We start from the raw sequence: 13,659 nt of genomic DNA on the forward strand, positions 1-13,659 counted from the left end.
AACGGGTATGCCGCTTGGTACCGCGAAGCGTCACCCGGTCGCGGCCGGGCTCGTGTTGTTGGGAGGTATCGCCACTGCTGGTTGGGTCGCCGAATCGCGGTTGGACCCCGCCGAATGGTATCCCCCGGAGCCGCCGGCGATGGAGGGATTGCTCGCATCCGGCGATGAACTGGTCGGCGCCGACACCGTTCTCACCTGCGAGGGACCCGAGGACGTCGCCTTCGACGCCGAGGACTGCGTTTATACGGGCACCGAGGACGGCCGCATCATCCGTACCGTCGACCCCGTAACGCCCGAGACTACCGACGCCGATACCGAGACGTTCGCCCTGACGCGGGGCCGGCCGCTCGGAATGACCTTCGACGGCGAGGACCTGCTGGTCTGTGCGGAAGACGCCGGCCTCATCTCGGTGGACCCCGACGGTGAAGTGACCATCCTGTCGGATTCCGCGGGTGGTCGCAAAATCGCCTTCGCCGACGACCTCTACGTCGCCGACGACGGCACCGTCTACTTTACCGACGCCACCGAACACGTGATCTTTCAGGACGAACTCTTCGAGTTGGAGGACACCGGCCGCTTGCTGGCCTACCATCCCGACTCCGGCGAGACGACCGTCGAGTTAACCGGCCTCGGATTCGCCAACGGCGTCTGTCCCCACGCCGACGGCGAGTCGGTGCTGGTGACCGAGACCTCCCGCTACCGGGTGACCCGTTACTGGTTCGACGGCGACTCCGAGGGCGACGAGCGGACCTTCACCGAGAACCTCGTCGGCTATCCCGACAACATCGAAGTCGCGGGCGACGGGACCTACTGGGTCGCGATTCCGAGCCTCCGCGACGAGTTCCTCGACGGCCTCCACGAACACCCGTGGGTCAAACGCCAACTCGGTAAACTCCCGACCGCGGTCCTAGAGCAGGTCAGCGGCGACCCCTACGGCCTCGTTTTGCGTCTCGACGAGATGGGCACTGTCGTCGAGAGCCTCCACGACCCCGAAGGAGGCGTCTACGGCGTCACCTCGGCGACGCCGAAACCGGACCACGACGCGCTCTATCTCGGGTCGCTGTTCGGCGAATCGGTCACCCGCTATTCGCTGGAGTAGTCGCGACGGACCCGCCCGGCTTTACTTCCGCCGCGCTCTCGCAACCTTATAGACGGCCGTCCCGCTATCGACGAGTATGGCACGGCTTCCGGGTGTCGAAACCCCCGAGCAGGTGGTCTGTCATGTCGACATGGACTGCTTCTATGCCGCCTGTGAGCGCCTCAAGGAGCCGAAACTGGAAGACGAGCCCCTCGTCGTCGGGATGGGCTACGAGGACGGCGAGGAACATGGCGCCGTCGCCACCGCGAGTTACGAGGCCCGCAAGTACGGCGTCGAATCCGCGATGGCCATCTCCGAAGCCCTCGAAAAGCTTCCCCGGCGAGCGACAGCGGACGCCCCCGAGGACACGGGCGTCTACCGGCCCGTCGACATGGCCTTCTACGAGGAGGTCAGCGCCGACGTCAAGTCGGTTCTCGACGACTTTGCCGACACCGTCCGGAACGTCTCCATCGACGAGGCGTACCTCGATCTGGGCGACCCCTCGTGGGACGAGGTCGAGGCCATCGGCCGACGACTCAAAGCGGACATCGAGGAGGCGGCAGGGGTCGTCGCTTCGGTCGGTATCGCCCCGAGCATGACCACCGCGAAGTTGGCTTCCGACGCCGACAAACCGGACGGCCTCGTCGTGGTAGAACCCGACGAAGTGCGGGAGTTCCTCGCGCCGATGGCGGTGGCCGACCTTCACGGCGTCGGCCCCGTCACCGCCCGTGAGTTGCGCGAGATGGGCTTCGAGACCGCGGGCGACATCGCCGCCGCTGACGAGGCGACGCTAGTCGAAGCCTTCGGCGAGCGCGGCCGCGACATCTACGCGCAGGCCCGCGGCGAGGACGACCGCGAGGTCGAACCCAAGGGCCGACCCAAGAGCCTCTCCAGCGAGTCGGCGTTCGTCGAGGCGACCGCCGACGAGACCGAGAAACGCGAGAAGGTGCGGGCGCTGGCCGACGAGGTCGCCGAACGAGCGACTGCCAAGGGTGCCCTCTACAAGACCATCGGCATCAAGGTCGTCGAACCGCCCTTCGAGGTCAACACCCGGGCCCGGTCGCTGTCCGGGCCGGTCGACGCGCCGGACCTCGTGGAGGCGATCGTCCTCGACCTGCTGGACGAGTTCGAAGAGGCGGCCGTGCGGAAACTCGGCGTCCGGGTGTCGAACCTCTCCTTCGACGAGCGGGACCAGACCAGCCTCGATACGTGGGAGGACGAAGCCGAGGACGCCCGCGACCACGACATCCGCGAACGTCACCGGGAGCGCTCGACGGGCGGGCAGGCCAGCCTCACCGATTTCGAGTAGCGTAGCCTTTTGTCGCCCGCCGCCGAAGGCAGGCGTATGAATCACCTCGCCGTCGTCGACGAGGAGACGTGGCGACTGGCCCGCCACGCACACGTCATCGTCCACGAAACCAGCGACGGCAACGAGTTCATCACGATATACGACTGTGGCGCGGCCCAGAAGCCCCCGTCGGCACAGCTCATCGGGAACCTCGTTCGGGTCGACGCCGACCACGAACTGCTCGACCAGCCGACCGGCTACATCGCCAAGTTGCGGGAGCCGGCGGTTCTCATCCGACAGGACGAGAACCACTGGGTCATCCGGGCCAGCGGCGAGTGAAAGGGCAAACAGGCGGAGCGGTCGGATTCTCGGTAGCGGTCCCCCGCGCTATCGCCTCGGCCGACTACCGGTACCTCGTCACGTCACGGGGAGTCTGCTCTCCCCTTCGTTTATAAATAGCCGGCCGTCTGAGGCGTCGGTATGACCATCGACGAGACCGCCCGCATCGAGAACTCGACTGTCGGGGACGCGGAGATTCGCGAGTACGTGACGGTTCACGACGCCGAGATAGCCGACGGGGTTCGGGTCTACGAACGAGCGTCCGTCAAGAAATCCGAAATCGAGGGGCCGACCGACATCAACGCCAACAGCTACGTCGAGAACGCCACGATTGGAGAGCGCGTCCAGATCGGCCCGAACTGTTCGGTCGTCGGCGTCACCCACGACCTCGATACCGATGGGATGACGTTCCGCGAGGATACCTTCGAGCGCGTGAGCCTCGAAGACGGCGCCTTTCTCGGCGCGGGCGCGACCGTTCTGCCGGGCGTCACCGTGGGCGAGAACGCGGTCGTCGGCGCCGGCGTGACGGTGACCGAAGACGTCCCTTCCGGCGAGGTAGTCCGCGAGTAGCTACGGAATCGCCATCCACAGCAGACTGATTCCACCGAACAGCGCGAGGCCGGCACCGACCACGAGGTTGCGGCCGGTCGCCTTCGACAGCGAGTCGGAGACGCTCTCGAAATCCCCCTTCGCGATGAAGGTCCCGGGCGCAGTACAGCGAAGAACCGTCGAGCCGAAAGCCTCGCCCTGTTCGGCCTCCCCGGCGACGACGACGGCTTCGCCGGGGGCGATGGTCGTCTCCTTGAACCGCAACTCCCGCTCGGCGCGGCCGTCGCTGGTGAGCGGCAACGGCTCGAACACGTCGACCTCGCGGAACGCTTGGGGGGCCGACTCGCCAGCCTCGACGACGAATTCGGTCTCGGCGGCGCCGCCGGTAAAGGCGCCCTCGACGTTCGGTTCGACGTCGGTCGGCGACCCGGACAGGAGGCTCACCCACGCGCCCTCGGGGTCGACGTCGGCGGTGCCGAACGCTCCGTCGACCTCGAACCGCCGGGTTTCGACCTCGAAGGACGTGGGGAAGTAGGTACCCGACGAGCGCGTCGGCTGGGATTTAAATTGGGCGACGGAGGCGACGCAGGCGACCGCCGGGTCGCCGGAGACGGGCGCTTCTATCGGGGCCTCATCGTCGGGGACGCGTGCCTGCCCCGCGATGACGTTCGACCCCTCCGGCGTGAGTTCGTCCGGGTCGCCGCCGGCCGCCTCGATGTAGGCGGCACGGGGTCGGTTCGCGACGGCGATGGCGGCGATGTAGATGCCGCCGACGTAGAGGCCGCCGAGGATGCCAACGCCGAGCGCCGACACGTCGCTTACGAGTGGCGGCACCACGACGAGCGACGACAGAACCACGGCGGGAGCGCTCTCACGTCGCGTGAGGCCGCTCTGGTAGACGGCGTATTTATACGTCGCCCGAAGGCCGCCGTCGGGGACCCATCGGCCGAGCACCCACCAGACGGCGCCACCGACGATGAGGAGGGCGATACCGTAGGTGAAGACGTCGACAGTCGAAAGCGCCATTCGGCGGAACCGACCGCACGGGCCTTTATAAATCGCCGGCTCCGGTCGACGCTCGAAAAGCCCTGCAAGACGCCCGTCTGACGGACAACTATGTGGGACGGGCGAGAGGTGACTGCCGATGGGCGAGGAAACGATTACCGTCGGAGAGATCAGTCGTGGCGACGCCGAGGGGACTCCCGTCGAACTCCCCGTGGTGGACGTGCTGACGGGCCGTTCGTTCGTGACCGGCAAATCCGGGTCCGGCAAATCCAACACCGCGAGCGTCATCTGCGAGAAACTGCTTGACAAGGGGTTCGGCATCCTCATCGTCGACATCGACGGCGAGTACTACGGACTCAAGGAGGAATACGAAATCCTCCACGTCGGCGGCGACGAGGAGTGCGACCTGCAGGTCACCGAGGAACACGCGGGCAAGATTGCCGAACTCGCCCTCGAACAGAACGTCCCGATAATCCTCGACGTCTCCAGTTTCCTCGACGAATCGGAAGCGCGGGCGCTGCTGACCGAGGTGACCAAACACCTCTTCGCGAAGGAGAAGAAGGTCAAACAGCCGTTCCTGATGCTCGTCGAGGAGATTCACGAGTACATCCCCGAGGGCGGCGGCGTCGACGAATGCGGTCGGATGCTCATCAAGGTCTCCAAGCGGGGCCGCAAACACGGCCTCGGCATCGTCGGCATCAGCCAGCGGCCCGCCGACGTCAAGAAGGACTTCATCACCCAGTGTGACTGGCTCGTCTGGCATCGCCTGACGTGGAACAACGACACGAAAGTCGTCGGGCGCATCCTCGGCAACGAGTACGCCGACCACATCGAGGAGATGGACGACGGCGAGTGTTTCCTCATGACCGACTGGGCCGAGAACATCCGCGTCGTCCAGTTCGAGCGCAAGAAGACGTTCGACGCGGGCGCGACACCCGGTCTCGACGACTTCGAGCGACCCGAACTCAAAAGCGTCTCAGGCGACCTCGTACAGGAACTCGAGGAGATTTCCGAGACACAGGAGCGCCGCGAGAACCGCATCGAGGAACTGGAGCGCGAACTGAAGCAGAAGGACGAACGCATCCGCGACCTCGAACGCCAACTCAAGGAGGCCCAGGACCTCAAGAAGATGGCCGACCGCTTCTCGCGAGCGATGATGGAGCAGGTGACGGGGCGACCTCTCTCGGCGGCGCCCGGCAGACAGAGCGAACTCGACGAGGTCGCCGGTCCCGTCCGCCGCGACCCCGAACTCGAAGCCGAACTGGAGGCCATCCGCAACGGCGAGAAGGAACGCGAATCGAGTCCCGTTCCGGTCGCCGGTAGCGACGACGGCAACGAAGCCGAACCGACGGAAGACGGCGAGCCCACGACAGTCTCGGACAGAGCCGACAGCGACTCGCCGACGGAGCCGGCATCCGACACAAAGTCGCGGGCTGACTCCGAATCGTCGACCAGCGAGGACGACGCTTTCGAGACGAGCGACTGGCCCGCAGAGACGGACGCCCAGTCGTTCGGCTTCGGCGGCATCGACCGCGTGGCTGGCACCGATACCGGCGAAACCGACGGCGACGACTCGCCGACCGTCAGCGACGTGGCGAACGGGAGCGCCCGCGAACCGACCGCCTCGCCCGCCCTCTCGGGCGGCGAACGGCTCGTCGACCGGCTTCGGTCTGAAATCGCCGCGCTCGACGACACGGCTGTCGAGATGCTCCGGGCCTACCGGGACCACGGACCGATGACACCGCAGGAGGCCCACGAGGCTGCGGGCGGGTCGGGCGACCGAACGGGCGCCTATTCGATGAACCGACAGCTCCGAGAGCGGGGCTTCGTCGCCCACGCGAGTCGGGGCCGCCACGAGTACGCCCTCCCCTCGCTGGTCGCCGAGGAGACGGTCGACCCGTTCAATCCGGACCAGCCCGTCGACGGGACCGAACACGCGCTATTGGTGCAGGCCGTCGAATCGGCGTTCGTCGAGGGTGTCGACGCGCCGGAGACGGTCGACGCGACCGCCGAAGTCGCGGCCGACGGCGGCACCGACTCGAGTAACTGAGAACGCGGCTTTTTCAAACGAGCGGCGAAACGAGGTCCTCCAGCGCCGCCTTCGGGTCGTCGGCCTTGGCGACGCCCGAGGCGAGCAGGACACCCTCGGCGCCGAGGTCGCCGGCGGCTTCGAGGTCCTCGCCGGTCGAGATGCCGGCCCCACAGAGGACGGGCACGTCCCCGACGCTCGCGGCGGCCTCGACGGAGTCGGTGACGATGTCGGGGTCGGCCTGCGAGACAGGCGTGCCGGTGCCGATGAGTTCCGGCGGTTCGACGGCGACGGCGTCGGGTTCCAGCGCCGCCGCGGCCGCGATCTGTCGGGGGTTATTCGCACAGACGACGGTTTCGAGGTCGGCGCGTTCGGCGGCGCGGACGCTGCCGTCGATATCGGCGAGTTTGAGTCGGTTCTCGGAGTGGTTCAACAGCGTCCCGACGGCGCCGGCCTCGGCGGCGGCTTCTGCGAGCGTGGAGCCGGTATGCGAGCCGTGGGCGACGGGCGAGACGTGCTGGGCCCACGTTTCGACGCCGGTGGCGGCGACGCGGTCGAGGTGGGCCGCCTGCGGGGCGACGGCGATGCGGACGCCCGTCTCTTTGGCGACTTCGGCGGCCGCCTCGGCGACTTCGACGGGGTCGCAGGGATACGCCTTCAGGTTGACGAGAACGAACATAGCGGAAGGGTGGTTGCCACCGAAAAATAACTGTCTATGGCGGCCGGCGCGGGCGCGGTGGGGGGTCGCCCGACTTCGCGGGAACCGACGGATACAGGGGAACCGAGCCGTAACGGCTCGGTATGGATGCACGCCGTGTGTGGGTCACCGTCGACGGGGAGCCACGGCTGGGGACGGTCGAACGGCACACCTACGCGCCGAAAACCGGCGCGAAGCTACTGGCAGTCGAGTTGGACGAACCGGTCGGGGACACCGAGCGCGTCGTCGTGAACCCGAACGTCGACGAGGTCCTCTACGAACACGAACTCTAGGGTCGTTCTGGAGGTTCAGTCCTTCCGCTTGACCACGTCGCCGAGGGTCGTCTTCCCCGCCGAGGACCCACCGGACCACTCGCTGTCGTCGCCGGAGCCGCCGGTCGAAAGCGAGATGCCGAGGGCCTTTTCGAGTTTGGACTGGACCTTGTCGCTCGGGAGGACGTCACCGCGTTCGAGTTTGCGGATGAGACTCGCCTTCTCGTTGAGCTGGTCGGCGAGTTCCTCCTGTGTGAGGCCCTCGGACTCGCGAGCGTTGCGGATGCGCTCGTCGTAGTCCTGGACGACCTCGTCCATCTCGTCGAACATGTCGCGGCGACTGCCGCCCCCACCGCCGCCGGAGGAACTGCTCGACGAACTCGTCGACGAGGAGGAAGAACTGCCCGAGGAGGACGTGGAGTACTTCGTCGACGAGGAGGAGGTCTCCTGCGTTTTCACCTCCGTGCCGAAGTCGGCGCAGTTGTCACAGACGTCGAGTTCCGCGCCTTCGACCTTCACCGTCTTCGGGTCGCTGGTCTGGGCGCCACACATCTCACATTGAACCATATCGGAGTCTAACACTCCGGCGCAAAAGGGTTTTCCGCCCGCCCCGGCAGGCGTCCCAGCCGCCGAGACACAGCGTCCGGTGCTTTATATATCGGAGACGACGGGTGCGGTATGAACGCCGAACTCGACCCAGCGGTTCCGAAACGGGGGGCTGAGGACATCGAGGCGCCGGGCGAGGAGGCGCCGGACTGGCTACTCGATACCCAGCGGATGCGACAGCCCCGGCTCGGTCCCGTCATCGACGCGCTGGACGACGTCGACGACGGGGAGACAGTGGTCGTCATAACGCCCATCTCGCCGGTGCCGCTGTACGACCACCTCGACGACCGCGGTTGGGGCTACGAGACCGAACGAATCTCGCCGAACGAGTGGCACATCCGCATCACGGCTGCCGACTGCGGCGGCGATTCCGGCGAGCGACTCCGCCGACAGCGACTCCGGTGAACTTCAGGCAAATATTATCAACTCTGGGTTCGAGTGACATGGTATGCCGTACAGTTACGAGCCACATCACTTCGAGGACATGGAGGTCGGCAAGACCTTCGAGAGCGCCGGACGAACGATTACGGAGACGGATTTCGTCTTCCACTCCATGTTCACCGGCGACTGGACGGAACTGCACACCAACAAGGAGTACTCCGAAGAGGGCCCCTTCGGCGCCCGCATCGGACACGGGCCGATGACGTTCATCATCGCCACGGGGCTCTTCCAGCGGACCGGCATCGTCGAACGCACCGTCGTCGCCTTCCTCGGGATGAACTACATGGACGTGCCGAACCCGCTTTTCATCGACGACACCATCAGCGCCGAATACGAGTGCACCGCAAAGCGGGAACTCGACAGCAGGGACGACGCCGGGTATATCGAGATAGACACGCTGATGACGAATCAGGACGGCGAGTCGGTCTTCGAGGGCGACATGAAGTTCCTCTTCAAGCGGCGGGAGTAGGTCGGACTGGCGGGTCGACCGCGGTGTCGGCGGTCACTTCCAATTGCCCGTTTCGTCCGTCGACTGTAACGCGCCTTTCGCCTTCCGCTGTCGCGGCCACAGCGTGACCGTCAGAATCCCGAGATAGTAACAGCCGACGATACCGACGACGACCCGACCCGGAATCCCACCGACAGCGGCGGTTCCGAGGACGTCGGTTTCCGACCCCGCAAACACCGTCAGTCGGACGACCCACGCGCCGACCAGCACCGAGAGGAGGGGCGCGTAGACCCGGCGGAGACGGCGCGATACGGCCTCCATCATCGGCGTCTTGATGGTCCGTTCGCGGAGGTCCTTGCTCAGGAGTTCACGCCAGTTGGTCTGGACGACGCCCTCCGGGTCGAGAGCGTTGGCGAACACGTTCTCCTCCAGGAGTCGCACCCGTGACCGCCAGATATCGTAGATGCGGTAGCGACGGCCCTCGATGCCCAGAAAGACGGTCACCATCACGATGCCGACGAGGATGACGTAGTGCGGGCGTGTCTCCGCGGAGAAGGCCCACGTCAGCAGCGTCGCCGTCAGGACCACCGCCCAGTTCGTCGTCCGGTCGACTCTGGTCCGCCACGAAGCGGTCCGGCCGAGTTCGCCACGATAGGCGTGGCCCATGAGCGACAGGAAATCCGACCGGTCGCCCGCCGCCTCCCCTGCTATCTCCCGTTCCTCCGGCGATTCCGGATCGAAATCGTCCGGCTTGCCTGTCATAGCCTCCATTGCAGGGGCCGATGGGTAAAACCACTCCCCTGACCGGTTTCAGTCCAGCATCCGGTCGAACAGTTCCGACTGTCCCCGGCGAAGGCGCTCCAGAAAGGCTGTCTTCGAGATGTCGATGGCGTCGGCGACCTCCTCGGCGGTGGCGCGTTTGGGCACGTCGAAGTACCCCATCTCGTGGGCCGTCTGCAGGGCCTCAGCCTGCGTGGGTGTGAGGTTCCAGCGGGTCGAAATCCCGTCATCCGCCTCCTCGCCGAGCGGTGAGATGCGTTCGAGTTGCACGCCGACGGCCTCGCCGGCGGCTTCGAGGACGCCGTGAAGGACCTCCTGACCGACGACGGCGCCGACGTGTCGCTCGACGCCGTCGACGTATCGGACCGTCTCGACGAGAAAGCCCTCGTCGATGAGTCGGTGGACGACACACCGCTCCTTGGAGAGACACCGATACGTGTGGCGCTCGTCGCCGGCCGCGCGGTGGAGGTACCGGATGCGGTCGTCCGCGTCGAGGCGCTTGCCGATGTCGGCCTCGTCGGTCGAAAACCGCAGGAGCGTGTAGCCGTCATCGCGCAACAGCGGCGCCGCCGCCTCGACGTCCCCGCCGGTCGCCCGCGTGGCCTCCGCAAGCGGGCACTCGTCGCCGGTGACGCGGAATTCGACGACGAGGCACTCCGAAATCATGTGTTCGATTAGCACGCTCAATATTTAAAACCAGTCCATAGGCGGGTCAATCAGTATGGTACTCCATCACACTAGTTCTCGTAGTGATGGATATCCAGACCGTCAAAGAGCGCGCGGGGCCGCGGGAGTTCGGCCCCGGCGACGACATGCCCCGGGAGTACAGGGAGGCGGCGACCCGGATGATACAGTTCCACGCTAACAGCGAGATTATGGGTGCCTACATCGAGCGCCCATTTATAAGACAGGCGCCGAGTCTGGACCGCAAACTCGCCGTCAGCGCGCAGGTACAGGACGAGGTCGGTCACGGTCAGTTGCTCTACCGGGCCGCCGAGGAACTGGGGGTCAAGACTCGCGAGGAGATGCTGGACGAACTCGAAAACGGCGAGGGGAAGTTCCTCAACTGCTTCCACTACCCGCTGGACGACTGGTACGAACTGCCGATGATAATGTTCTTCGTCGACGGCGCGGCGATGCGCCGGCAGGCGACCCTCAAGCGGACCTCGTGGGAGCCGTACGCCCACGCCATCGACAAGATATGCTTCGAGGAGGGCTTCCACATCAAACACGGCGAGGACATCCTGCGGACGATTGCGACGGGCAGTCGGAAGGACCAACAGCGTCTACAGGAGGCCTTCGACAAGTGGTGGCCGCGCATCCTGCAGTTCTTCGGGCCCACGGACGACCAGTCGACCCACGGGGAGTTCGCGATGGAGGTCGGCCTCAAGACGATGAGCAACGACGACCTCCGGAACGCCTTCCTGAACGCCTACGTTCCCAAGGCCGAGAAGTACGGCCTCGAACTGCCCGAATACCCCCGCGTCGAGTACCACGAGGACGACGATTACTACGAGGTCTACGAGGAGGACCTCGACTGGGAGGAGTTCTTTACCGTCGCCAAGAACGAACTGCCGACGGGCGCTGGCCAGATCGACAAGCGCAAGCGGGCCCAAGAGGCCGTCGAGTGGGTCCGTGATGCGATCGAATCACCCCAGCAGGGCGGGGTCAGTCCTGCGGCAGCGGACGACTGACCATGAAGTGGGAAGTGTTCCGCCAAGAGAAGGCGAAGGACTACCACACCCACGTCGGCAACGTCCACGCGCCGAACGCCGAACTGGCAAAGCAGTACGCGCAGGTCATGCACGCCCGGCGAAAGCCAGCCAACAGCCTGTGGGTCGTCCCGAAGGCCGAAATCGAGGAGGTCCACGCCGACGAGCAGGGCATCGAGATGGGCGGCACCACCCAGAAGCAGTACCGCTGGGCGACGAACTACAACACCGACGAGACGTTCGCCGAGGAGATAGAGGACAGCCAGCGCGAACAGGAGCAGGCCGAAAAGGACCTCGCGGAGGCCGACAAATGACGCCGAGTGACGAACTTCTGGGTGACCCCGAGGACCTGAACGACCGCGAGCAGGCGGCCGTCGAGGCCGAACTCCGGTGTCTCGCCGACGACGAGTTCGTCGTCGCCGAACGCTACACCGAGTGGCAGGTCCGCGGGCCGACGCTGGAGTCGGATATCGGCATCGCAAACATCGCACAGGACGAACTCGGCCACGCGCGCCTCTGGTACGACCTGCTGGAGGACTTCGGCTACGACCAGGTCGACCTCATCTGGGAGCGCGACCCCGCCGACTTCCGTCACTCCACGATGGTCGAACAGCCCTTCGAGTCGGGCGATTGGGCCGACTGCATCGTCCGCGGCTACTTCTACGACACCTACGAACACCTGCGGCTCGAATCGCTGACGGAGACGACCTACCCGCGCATCGCCGACCGCGTCGGCAAGGTCGTCGGCGAGGAGGACTACCACCGCGAACACGCCCAGAACTGGCTCGAACGGCTGTGTGAGGACGGCGGGACGCCGAAGGGGTCCCGGGAAGGCGGCGAAGCCGCCGACGGCCGCGAGCGCGTCCAGCAGGCCGTCGACCGCCTATTCCCCTACGCGCTGACGCTCTTCGCGCGGACCGACCGCGAGGACGACATCGTCGACCTCGGCATCCGGCCGGACAGCCTGTCGGACCTTCGCGAGGAGTGGCGCGCCATCGTCTCGCCGTTCCTCGCCGGCCTCGGAGTCGACGTGCCGGTCGCCGACCGCGACGAACTCCGGCCGGAATCGGTCGGCCGCGATGGCGCCCACACCGACGCGTGGCGGTCCCTCTACAACGAGTTCACGTTCACCTACGAGCAACTGGACCGGGACGAATCGCCCGCGCTGATGCCCGACCCCGACGAGGCCGAAAGCGATGTCTGAGCCCACCGATTTCGAGACGTTCGAGGACGCCGAGAGTCCCACATACTGCACCTACACGGAATACGAACACGGCGTCGACCCCGACGACCTCCCGGCGACCGGCGAGGACGCCGAGGGAATCGAGGCCGAAGTCTTCGAGGAACTCCACGCGGTCGAGGACCCCGAGATGCCCATCTCCGTGGTCGATCTGGGTCTCGTCTACGGCGTCGACATCGACGAGAGGCACGCGACGGTGACGATGACGCTGACCTATACCGGGTGTCCCGCGCGTGACTATTTAAAAGAGGACGTCCGGCAGGCCGCCGAACGTGCCGACGGGGTCGACTCCGCCGACGTCGAACTGGTCTGGAGCCCCGAGTGGAACCTCGAACTGGTAACCGAGGCCGGTAAGGCGGACCTGCGGGAGTTCGGGGTGAGCATATGAGGGGGCGACCGGACCCATCGACGGAGACGGACGACGGCACGGACCCCGCCGAATGCCCCTACTGTGGGTCGACGAACACCGAGCGCGAACACCCGAAGGGGCCGTCGCTGTGTCGGTCGATGCACTACTGCAACGAGTGCGGCGAGCCGTTCGAGGCGTTCGGGTAGTCGACAGGAGTCGTCTGCTGCAGTAACTCAAAGGCGCCTTTGAGCCTCCTGAAGGCACTTATCAGGGCGACCGGTAGCGCCGCGTATGCAACGACGCAGACTACTCGCCGCACTCGGGGTGGCGTCGGCCGGCACGCTGGCGGGCTGTCTCGGCGGTGGGACCCCCGATGATGGGACCGAAACCGAGACGCCGGCCCCGTGTACGGTCGACCGAGAGACACCGGTCGACGACGAAAACGACGAGGTAGACCTCCGCGAACTGCCCGAGAGACCGGAGGAGTGGACCGAATCGTCGGTCGAGACGTACGTCCGTGAGTACGAGGCCGCCTACCGACAGCACAAGCTCTACTCGGCGGATATGACCGCCTACGGTCACAGCGAGGCCGTCGAGGACATCCGCGAGACGGAGCGTGGCTGGCGGGCCGAACTGCGAACGAACTTCTACTGGAACGAGGAGACCGATCACGGGAACGTCCACGCCGATAGCCCATACTACACCGTCGTCTATCTGGTCGCCGAGGACCGTCTGCTCCGGGCGGCGAACGAACAGGTCGACGGGGACCCGAGCCTCGACGACGCCGAGACGATGGAATGCTGGTGACTCCTGCCGTCGGACCATT

Annotated in this window: 19 protein-coding genes; 14 read left to right on the forward strand and 5 right to left on the reverse strand. The window is 66.0% G+C overall.

Annotation, left to right across the window (positions count from 1 at the left end; translation table 11 throughout):
* Nucleotides 1-7 precede the first annotated feature (7 nt).
* From U5914_RS10065 to U5914_RS10080, 4 genes are all read left to right on the forward strand, one after another.
* Nucleotides 8-1,099, forward strand: a complete 1,092-nt coding sequence (locus U5914_RS10065) for an SMP-30/gluconolactonase/LRE family protein (protein WP_336135634.1) — start codon at nt 8-10, stop codon at nt 1,097-1,099.
* Between the two features lie 76 nt (nt 1,100-1,175).
* Nucleotides 1,176-2,387, forward strand: a complete 1,212-nt coding sequence (gene dinB, locus U5914_RS10070) for a DNA polymerase IV (RefSeq protein ID WP_336135635.1) — start codon at nt 1,176-1,178, stop codon at nt 2,385-2,387.
* A gap of 36 nt (nt 2,388-2,423) precedes the next feature.
* A complete protein-coding gene (locus U5914_RS10075; protein ID WP_336135636.1) occupies nt 2,424-2,705 on the forward strand; it encodes a hypothetical protein in 282 nt (93 codons plus the stop codon).
* Nucleotides 2,706-2,846: 141 nt separating this feature from the next.
* Nucleotides 2,847-3,275, forward strand: coding sequence for an acyltransferase (locus tag U5914_RS10080; RefSeq protein ID WP_336135637.1), 429 nt, complete (start codon nt 2,847-2,849; stop codon nt 3,273-3,275).
* Here the strand turns inward: U5914_RS10080 and U5914_RS10085 are convergent, their stop codons facing one another.
* On the reverse strand, nt 3,276-4,280 hold the full coding sequence (locus U5914_RS10085) for a hypothetical protein (protein ID WP_336135638.1): 1,005 nt from the start codon (nt 4,278-4,280) through the stop codon (nt 3,276-3,278).
* 118 nt (nt 4,281-4,398) lie between these two features.
* Here U5914_RS10085 and U5914_RS10090 point away from each other — a divergent pair, with 118 nt between their 5' ends.
* On the forward strand, nt 4,399-6,309 hold the full coding sequence (locus U5914_RS10090; protein ID WP_336135639.1) for a helicase HerA domain-containing protein: 1,911 nt from the start codon (nt 4,399-4,401) through the stop codon (nt 6,307-6,309).
* A 13-nt stretch (nt 6,310-6,322) separates the two neighbouring features.
* Here U5914_RS10090 and tpiA read toward each other — a convergent pair whose 3' ends face one another.
* Nucleotides 6,323-6,967: a triose-phosphate isomerase gene (gene tpiA / locus U5914_RS10095; protein ID WP_336135640.1), complete on the reverse strand. Its 645-nt coding sequence runs from the start codon at nt 6,965-6,967 to the stop codon at nt 6,323-6,325.
* A gap of 122 nt (nt 6,968-7,089) precedes the next feature.
* Between tpiA and U5914_RS10100 the strand changes: the two genes are divergently transcribed.
* Nucleotides 7,090-7,278, forward strand: a complete 189-nt coding sequence (locus tag U5914_RS10100) for a hypothetical protein (RefSeq protein ID WP_336135641.1) — start codon at nt 7,090-7,092, stop codon at nt 7,276-7,278.
* A gap of 15 nt (nt 7,279-7,293) precedes the next feature.
* On the opposite strand, the gene U5914_RS10105 is transcribed toward U5914_RS10100, so the two are convergent.
* Nucleotides 7,294-7,824: a multiprotein bridging factor aMBF1 gene (locus tag U5914_RS10105; protein WP_336135642.1), complete on the reverse strand. Its 531-nt coding sequence runs from the start codon at nt 7,822-7,824 to the stop codon at nt 7,294-7,296.
* Between the two features lie 111 nt (nt 7,825-7,935).
* Here U5914_RS10105 and U5914_RS10110 point away from each other — a divergent pair, with 111 nt between their 5' ends.
* Nucleotides 7,936-8,268, forward strand: coding sequence for a DUF2249 domain-containing protein (locus tag U5914_RS10110; protein WP_336135643.1), 333 nt, complete (start codon nt 7,936-7,938; stop codon nt 8,266-8,268).
* A gap of 43 nt (nt 8,269-8,311) precedes the next feature.
* Nucleotides 8,312-8,773, forward strand: a complete 462-nt coding sequence (locus U5914_RS10115; RefSeq protein ID WP_336135644.1) for a MaoC/PaaZ C-terminal domain-containing protein — start codon at nt 8,312-8,314, stop codon at nt 8,771-8,773.
* A gap of 33 nt (nt 8,774-8,806) precedes the next feature.
* Here U5914_RS10115 and U5914_RS10120 read toward each other — a convergent pair whose 3' ends face one another.
* Nucleotides 8,807-9,514: a DUF2270 domain-containing protein gene (locus U5914_RS10120; protein WP_336135645.1), complete on the reverse strand. Its 708-nt coding sequence runs from the start codon at nt 9,512-9,514 to the stop codon at nt 8,807-8,809.
* Nucleotides 9,515-9,562: 48 nt separating this feature from the next.
* A complete protein-coding gene (locus U5914_RS10125) occupies nt 9,563-10,198 on the reverse strand; it encodes a helix-turn-helix domain-containing protein (RefSeq protein ID WP_336135646.1) in 636 nt (211 codons plus the stop codon).
* 86 nt (nt 10,199-10,284) lie between these two features.
* Here U5914_RS10125 and paaA point away from each other — a divergent pair, with 86 nt between their 5' ends.
* The 6 genes from paaA (at nt 10,285) to U5914_RS10155 (ending at nt 13,640) form a co-directional block, all read left to right on the forward strand.
* A complete protein-coding gene (paaA, locus tag U5914_RS10130) occupies nt 10,285-11,226 on the forward strand; it encodes a 1,2-phenylacetyl-CoA epoxidase subunit PaaA (protein ID WP_336135647.1) in 942 nt (313 codons plus the stop codon).
* Nucleotides 11,227-11,228: 2 nt separating this feature from the next.
* Nucleotides 11,229-11,558 carry a phenylacetic acid degradation protein PaaB gene (locus tag U5914_RS10135; protein ID WP_336135648.1) on the forward strand — a complete coding sequence of 110 codons (330 nt, stop codon included), beginning with the start codon at nt 11,229-11,231 and terminating at the stop codon, nt 11,556-11,558.
* Nucleotides 11,555-12,448 (forward strand): 1,2-phenylacetyl-CoA epoxidase subunit PaaC, encoded by an 894-nt coding sequence (gene paaC / locus U5914_RS10140; RefSeq protein WP_336135649.1) that lies wholly within the window; start codon nt 11,555-11,557, stop codon nt 12,446-12,448. Before U5914_RS10135 ends, paaC begins: the two co-directional genes overlap by 4 nt.
* The gene (gene paaD / locus U5914_RS10145; protein WP_336135650.1) at nt 12,441-12,872 is read left to right on the forward strand and encodes a 1,2-phenylacetyl-CoA epoxidase subunit PaaD; all 432 of its coding nucleotides are present in this window, start codon (nt 12,441-12,443) and stop codon (nt 12,870-12,872) included. The genes paaC and paaD overlap by 8 nt, the downstream gene beginning before the upstream one ends.
* Complete coding sequence (gene paaE, locus U5914_RS10150; RefSeq protein WP_336135651.1) at nt 12,869-13,039, forward strand: 1,2-phenylacetyl-CoA epoxidase subunit PaaE; 171 nt, start codon at nt 12,869-12,871, stop codon at nt 13,037-13,039. Before paaD ends, paaE begins: the two co-directional genes overlap by 4 nt.
* A gap of 85 nt (nt 13,040-13,124) precedes the next feature.
* Nucleotides 13,125-13,640, forward strand: a complete 516-nt coding sequence (locus U5914_RS10155) for a hypothetical protein (RefSeq protein ID WP_336135652.1) — start codon at nt 13,125-13,127, stop codon at nt 13,638-13,640.
* The last annotated feature ends 19 nt before the right edge of the window (nt 13,641-13,659 follow it).

This window comes from Natronomonas amylolytica (assembly GCF_037031205.1).
Classification (GTDB): domain Archaea; phylum Halobacteriota; class Halobacteria; order Halobacteriales; family Haloarculaceae; genus Natronomonas; species Natronomonas amylolytica.

Excerpts from the sequence above, each read along its gene's own strand:
- U5914_RS10065 (WP_336135634.1), top strand. The coding sequence starts at position 8 with ATGCCGCTTGGTACCGCGAAGCGTCACCCGGTCGCGGCCGGGCTCGTG.
- dinB (WP_336135635.1), top strand. The coding sequence starts at position 1,176 with ATGGCACGGCTTCCGGGTGTCGAAACCCCCGAGCAGGTGGTCTGTCAT.
- U5914_RS10075 (WP_336135636.1), top strand. The coding sequence starts at position 2,424 with ATGAATCACCTCGCCGTCGTCGACGAGGAGACGTGGCGACTGGCCCGC.
- U5914_RS10080 (WP_336135637.1), top strand. The coding sequence starts at position 2,847 with ATGACCATCGACGAGACCGCCCGCATCGAGAACTCGACTGTCGGGGAC.
- U5914_RS10085 (WP_336135638.1), bottom strand. The coding sequence starts at position 4,280 with ATGGCGCTTTCGACTGTCGACGTCTTCACCTACGGTATCGCCCTCCTC.
- U5914_RS10090 (WP_336135639.1), top strand. The coding sequence starts at position 4,399 with ATGGGCGAGGAAACGATTACCGTCGGAGAGATCAGTCGTGGCGACGCC.
- tpiA (WP_336135640.1), bottom strand. The coding sequence starts at position 6,967 with ATGTTCGTTCTCGTCAACCTGAAGGCGTATCCCTGCGACCCCGTCGAA.
- U5914_RS10100 (WP_336135641.1), top strand. The coding sequence starts at position 7,090 with ATGGATGCACGCCGTGTGTGGGTCACCGTCGACGGGGAGCCACGGCTG.
- U5914_RS10105 (WP_336135642.1), bottom strand. The coding sequence starts at position 7,824 with ATGGTTCAATGTGAGATGTGTGGCGCCCAGACCAGCGACCCGAAGACG.
- U5914_RS10110 (WP_336135643.1), top strand. The coding sequence starts at position 7,936 with ATGAACGCCGAACTCGACCCAGCGGTTCCGAAACGGGGGGCTGAGGAC.
- U5914_RS10115 (WP_336135644.1), top strand. The coding sequence starts at position 8,312 with ATGCCGTACAGTTACGAGCCACATCACTTCGAGGACATGGAGGTCGGC.
- U5914_RS10120 (WP_336135645.1), bottom strand. The coding sequence starts at position 9,514 with ATGACAGGCAAGCCGGACGATTTCGATCCGGAATCGCCGGAGGAACGG.
- U5914_RS10125 (WP_336135646.1), bottom strand. The coding sequence starts at position 10,198 with ATGATTTCGGAGTGCCTCGTCGTCGAATTCCGCGTCACCGGCGACGAG.
- paaA (WP_336135647.1), top strand. The coding sequence starts at position 10,285 with ATGGATATCCAGACCGTCAAAGAGCGCGCGGGGCCGCGGGAGTTCGGC.
- U5914_RS10135 (WP_336135648.1), top strand. The coding sequence starts at position 11,229 with ATGAAGTGGGAAGTGTTCCGCCAAGAGAAGGCGAAGGACTACCACACC.
- paaC (WP_336135649.1), top strand. The coding sequence starts at position 11,555 with ATGACGCCGAGTGACGAACTTCTGGGTGACCCCGAGGACCTGAACGAC.
- paaD (WP_336135650.1), top strand. The coding sequence starts at position 12,441 with ATGTCTGAGCCCACCGATTTCGAGACGTTCGAGGACGCCGAGAGTCCC.
- paaE (WP_336135651.1), top strand. The coding sequence starts at position 12,869 with ATGAGGGGGCGACCGGACCCATCGACGGAGACGGACGACGGCACGGAC.
- U5914_RS10155 (WP_336135652.1), top strand. The coding sequence starts at position 13,125 with ATGCAACGACGCAGACTACTCGCCGCACTCGGGGTGGCGTCGGCCGGC.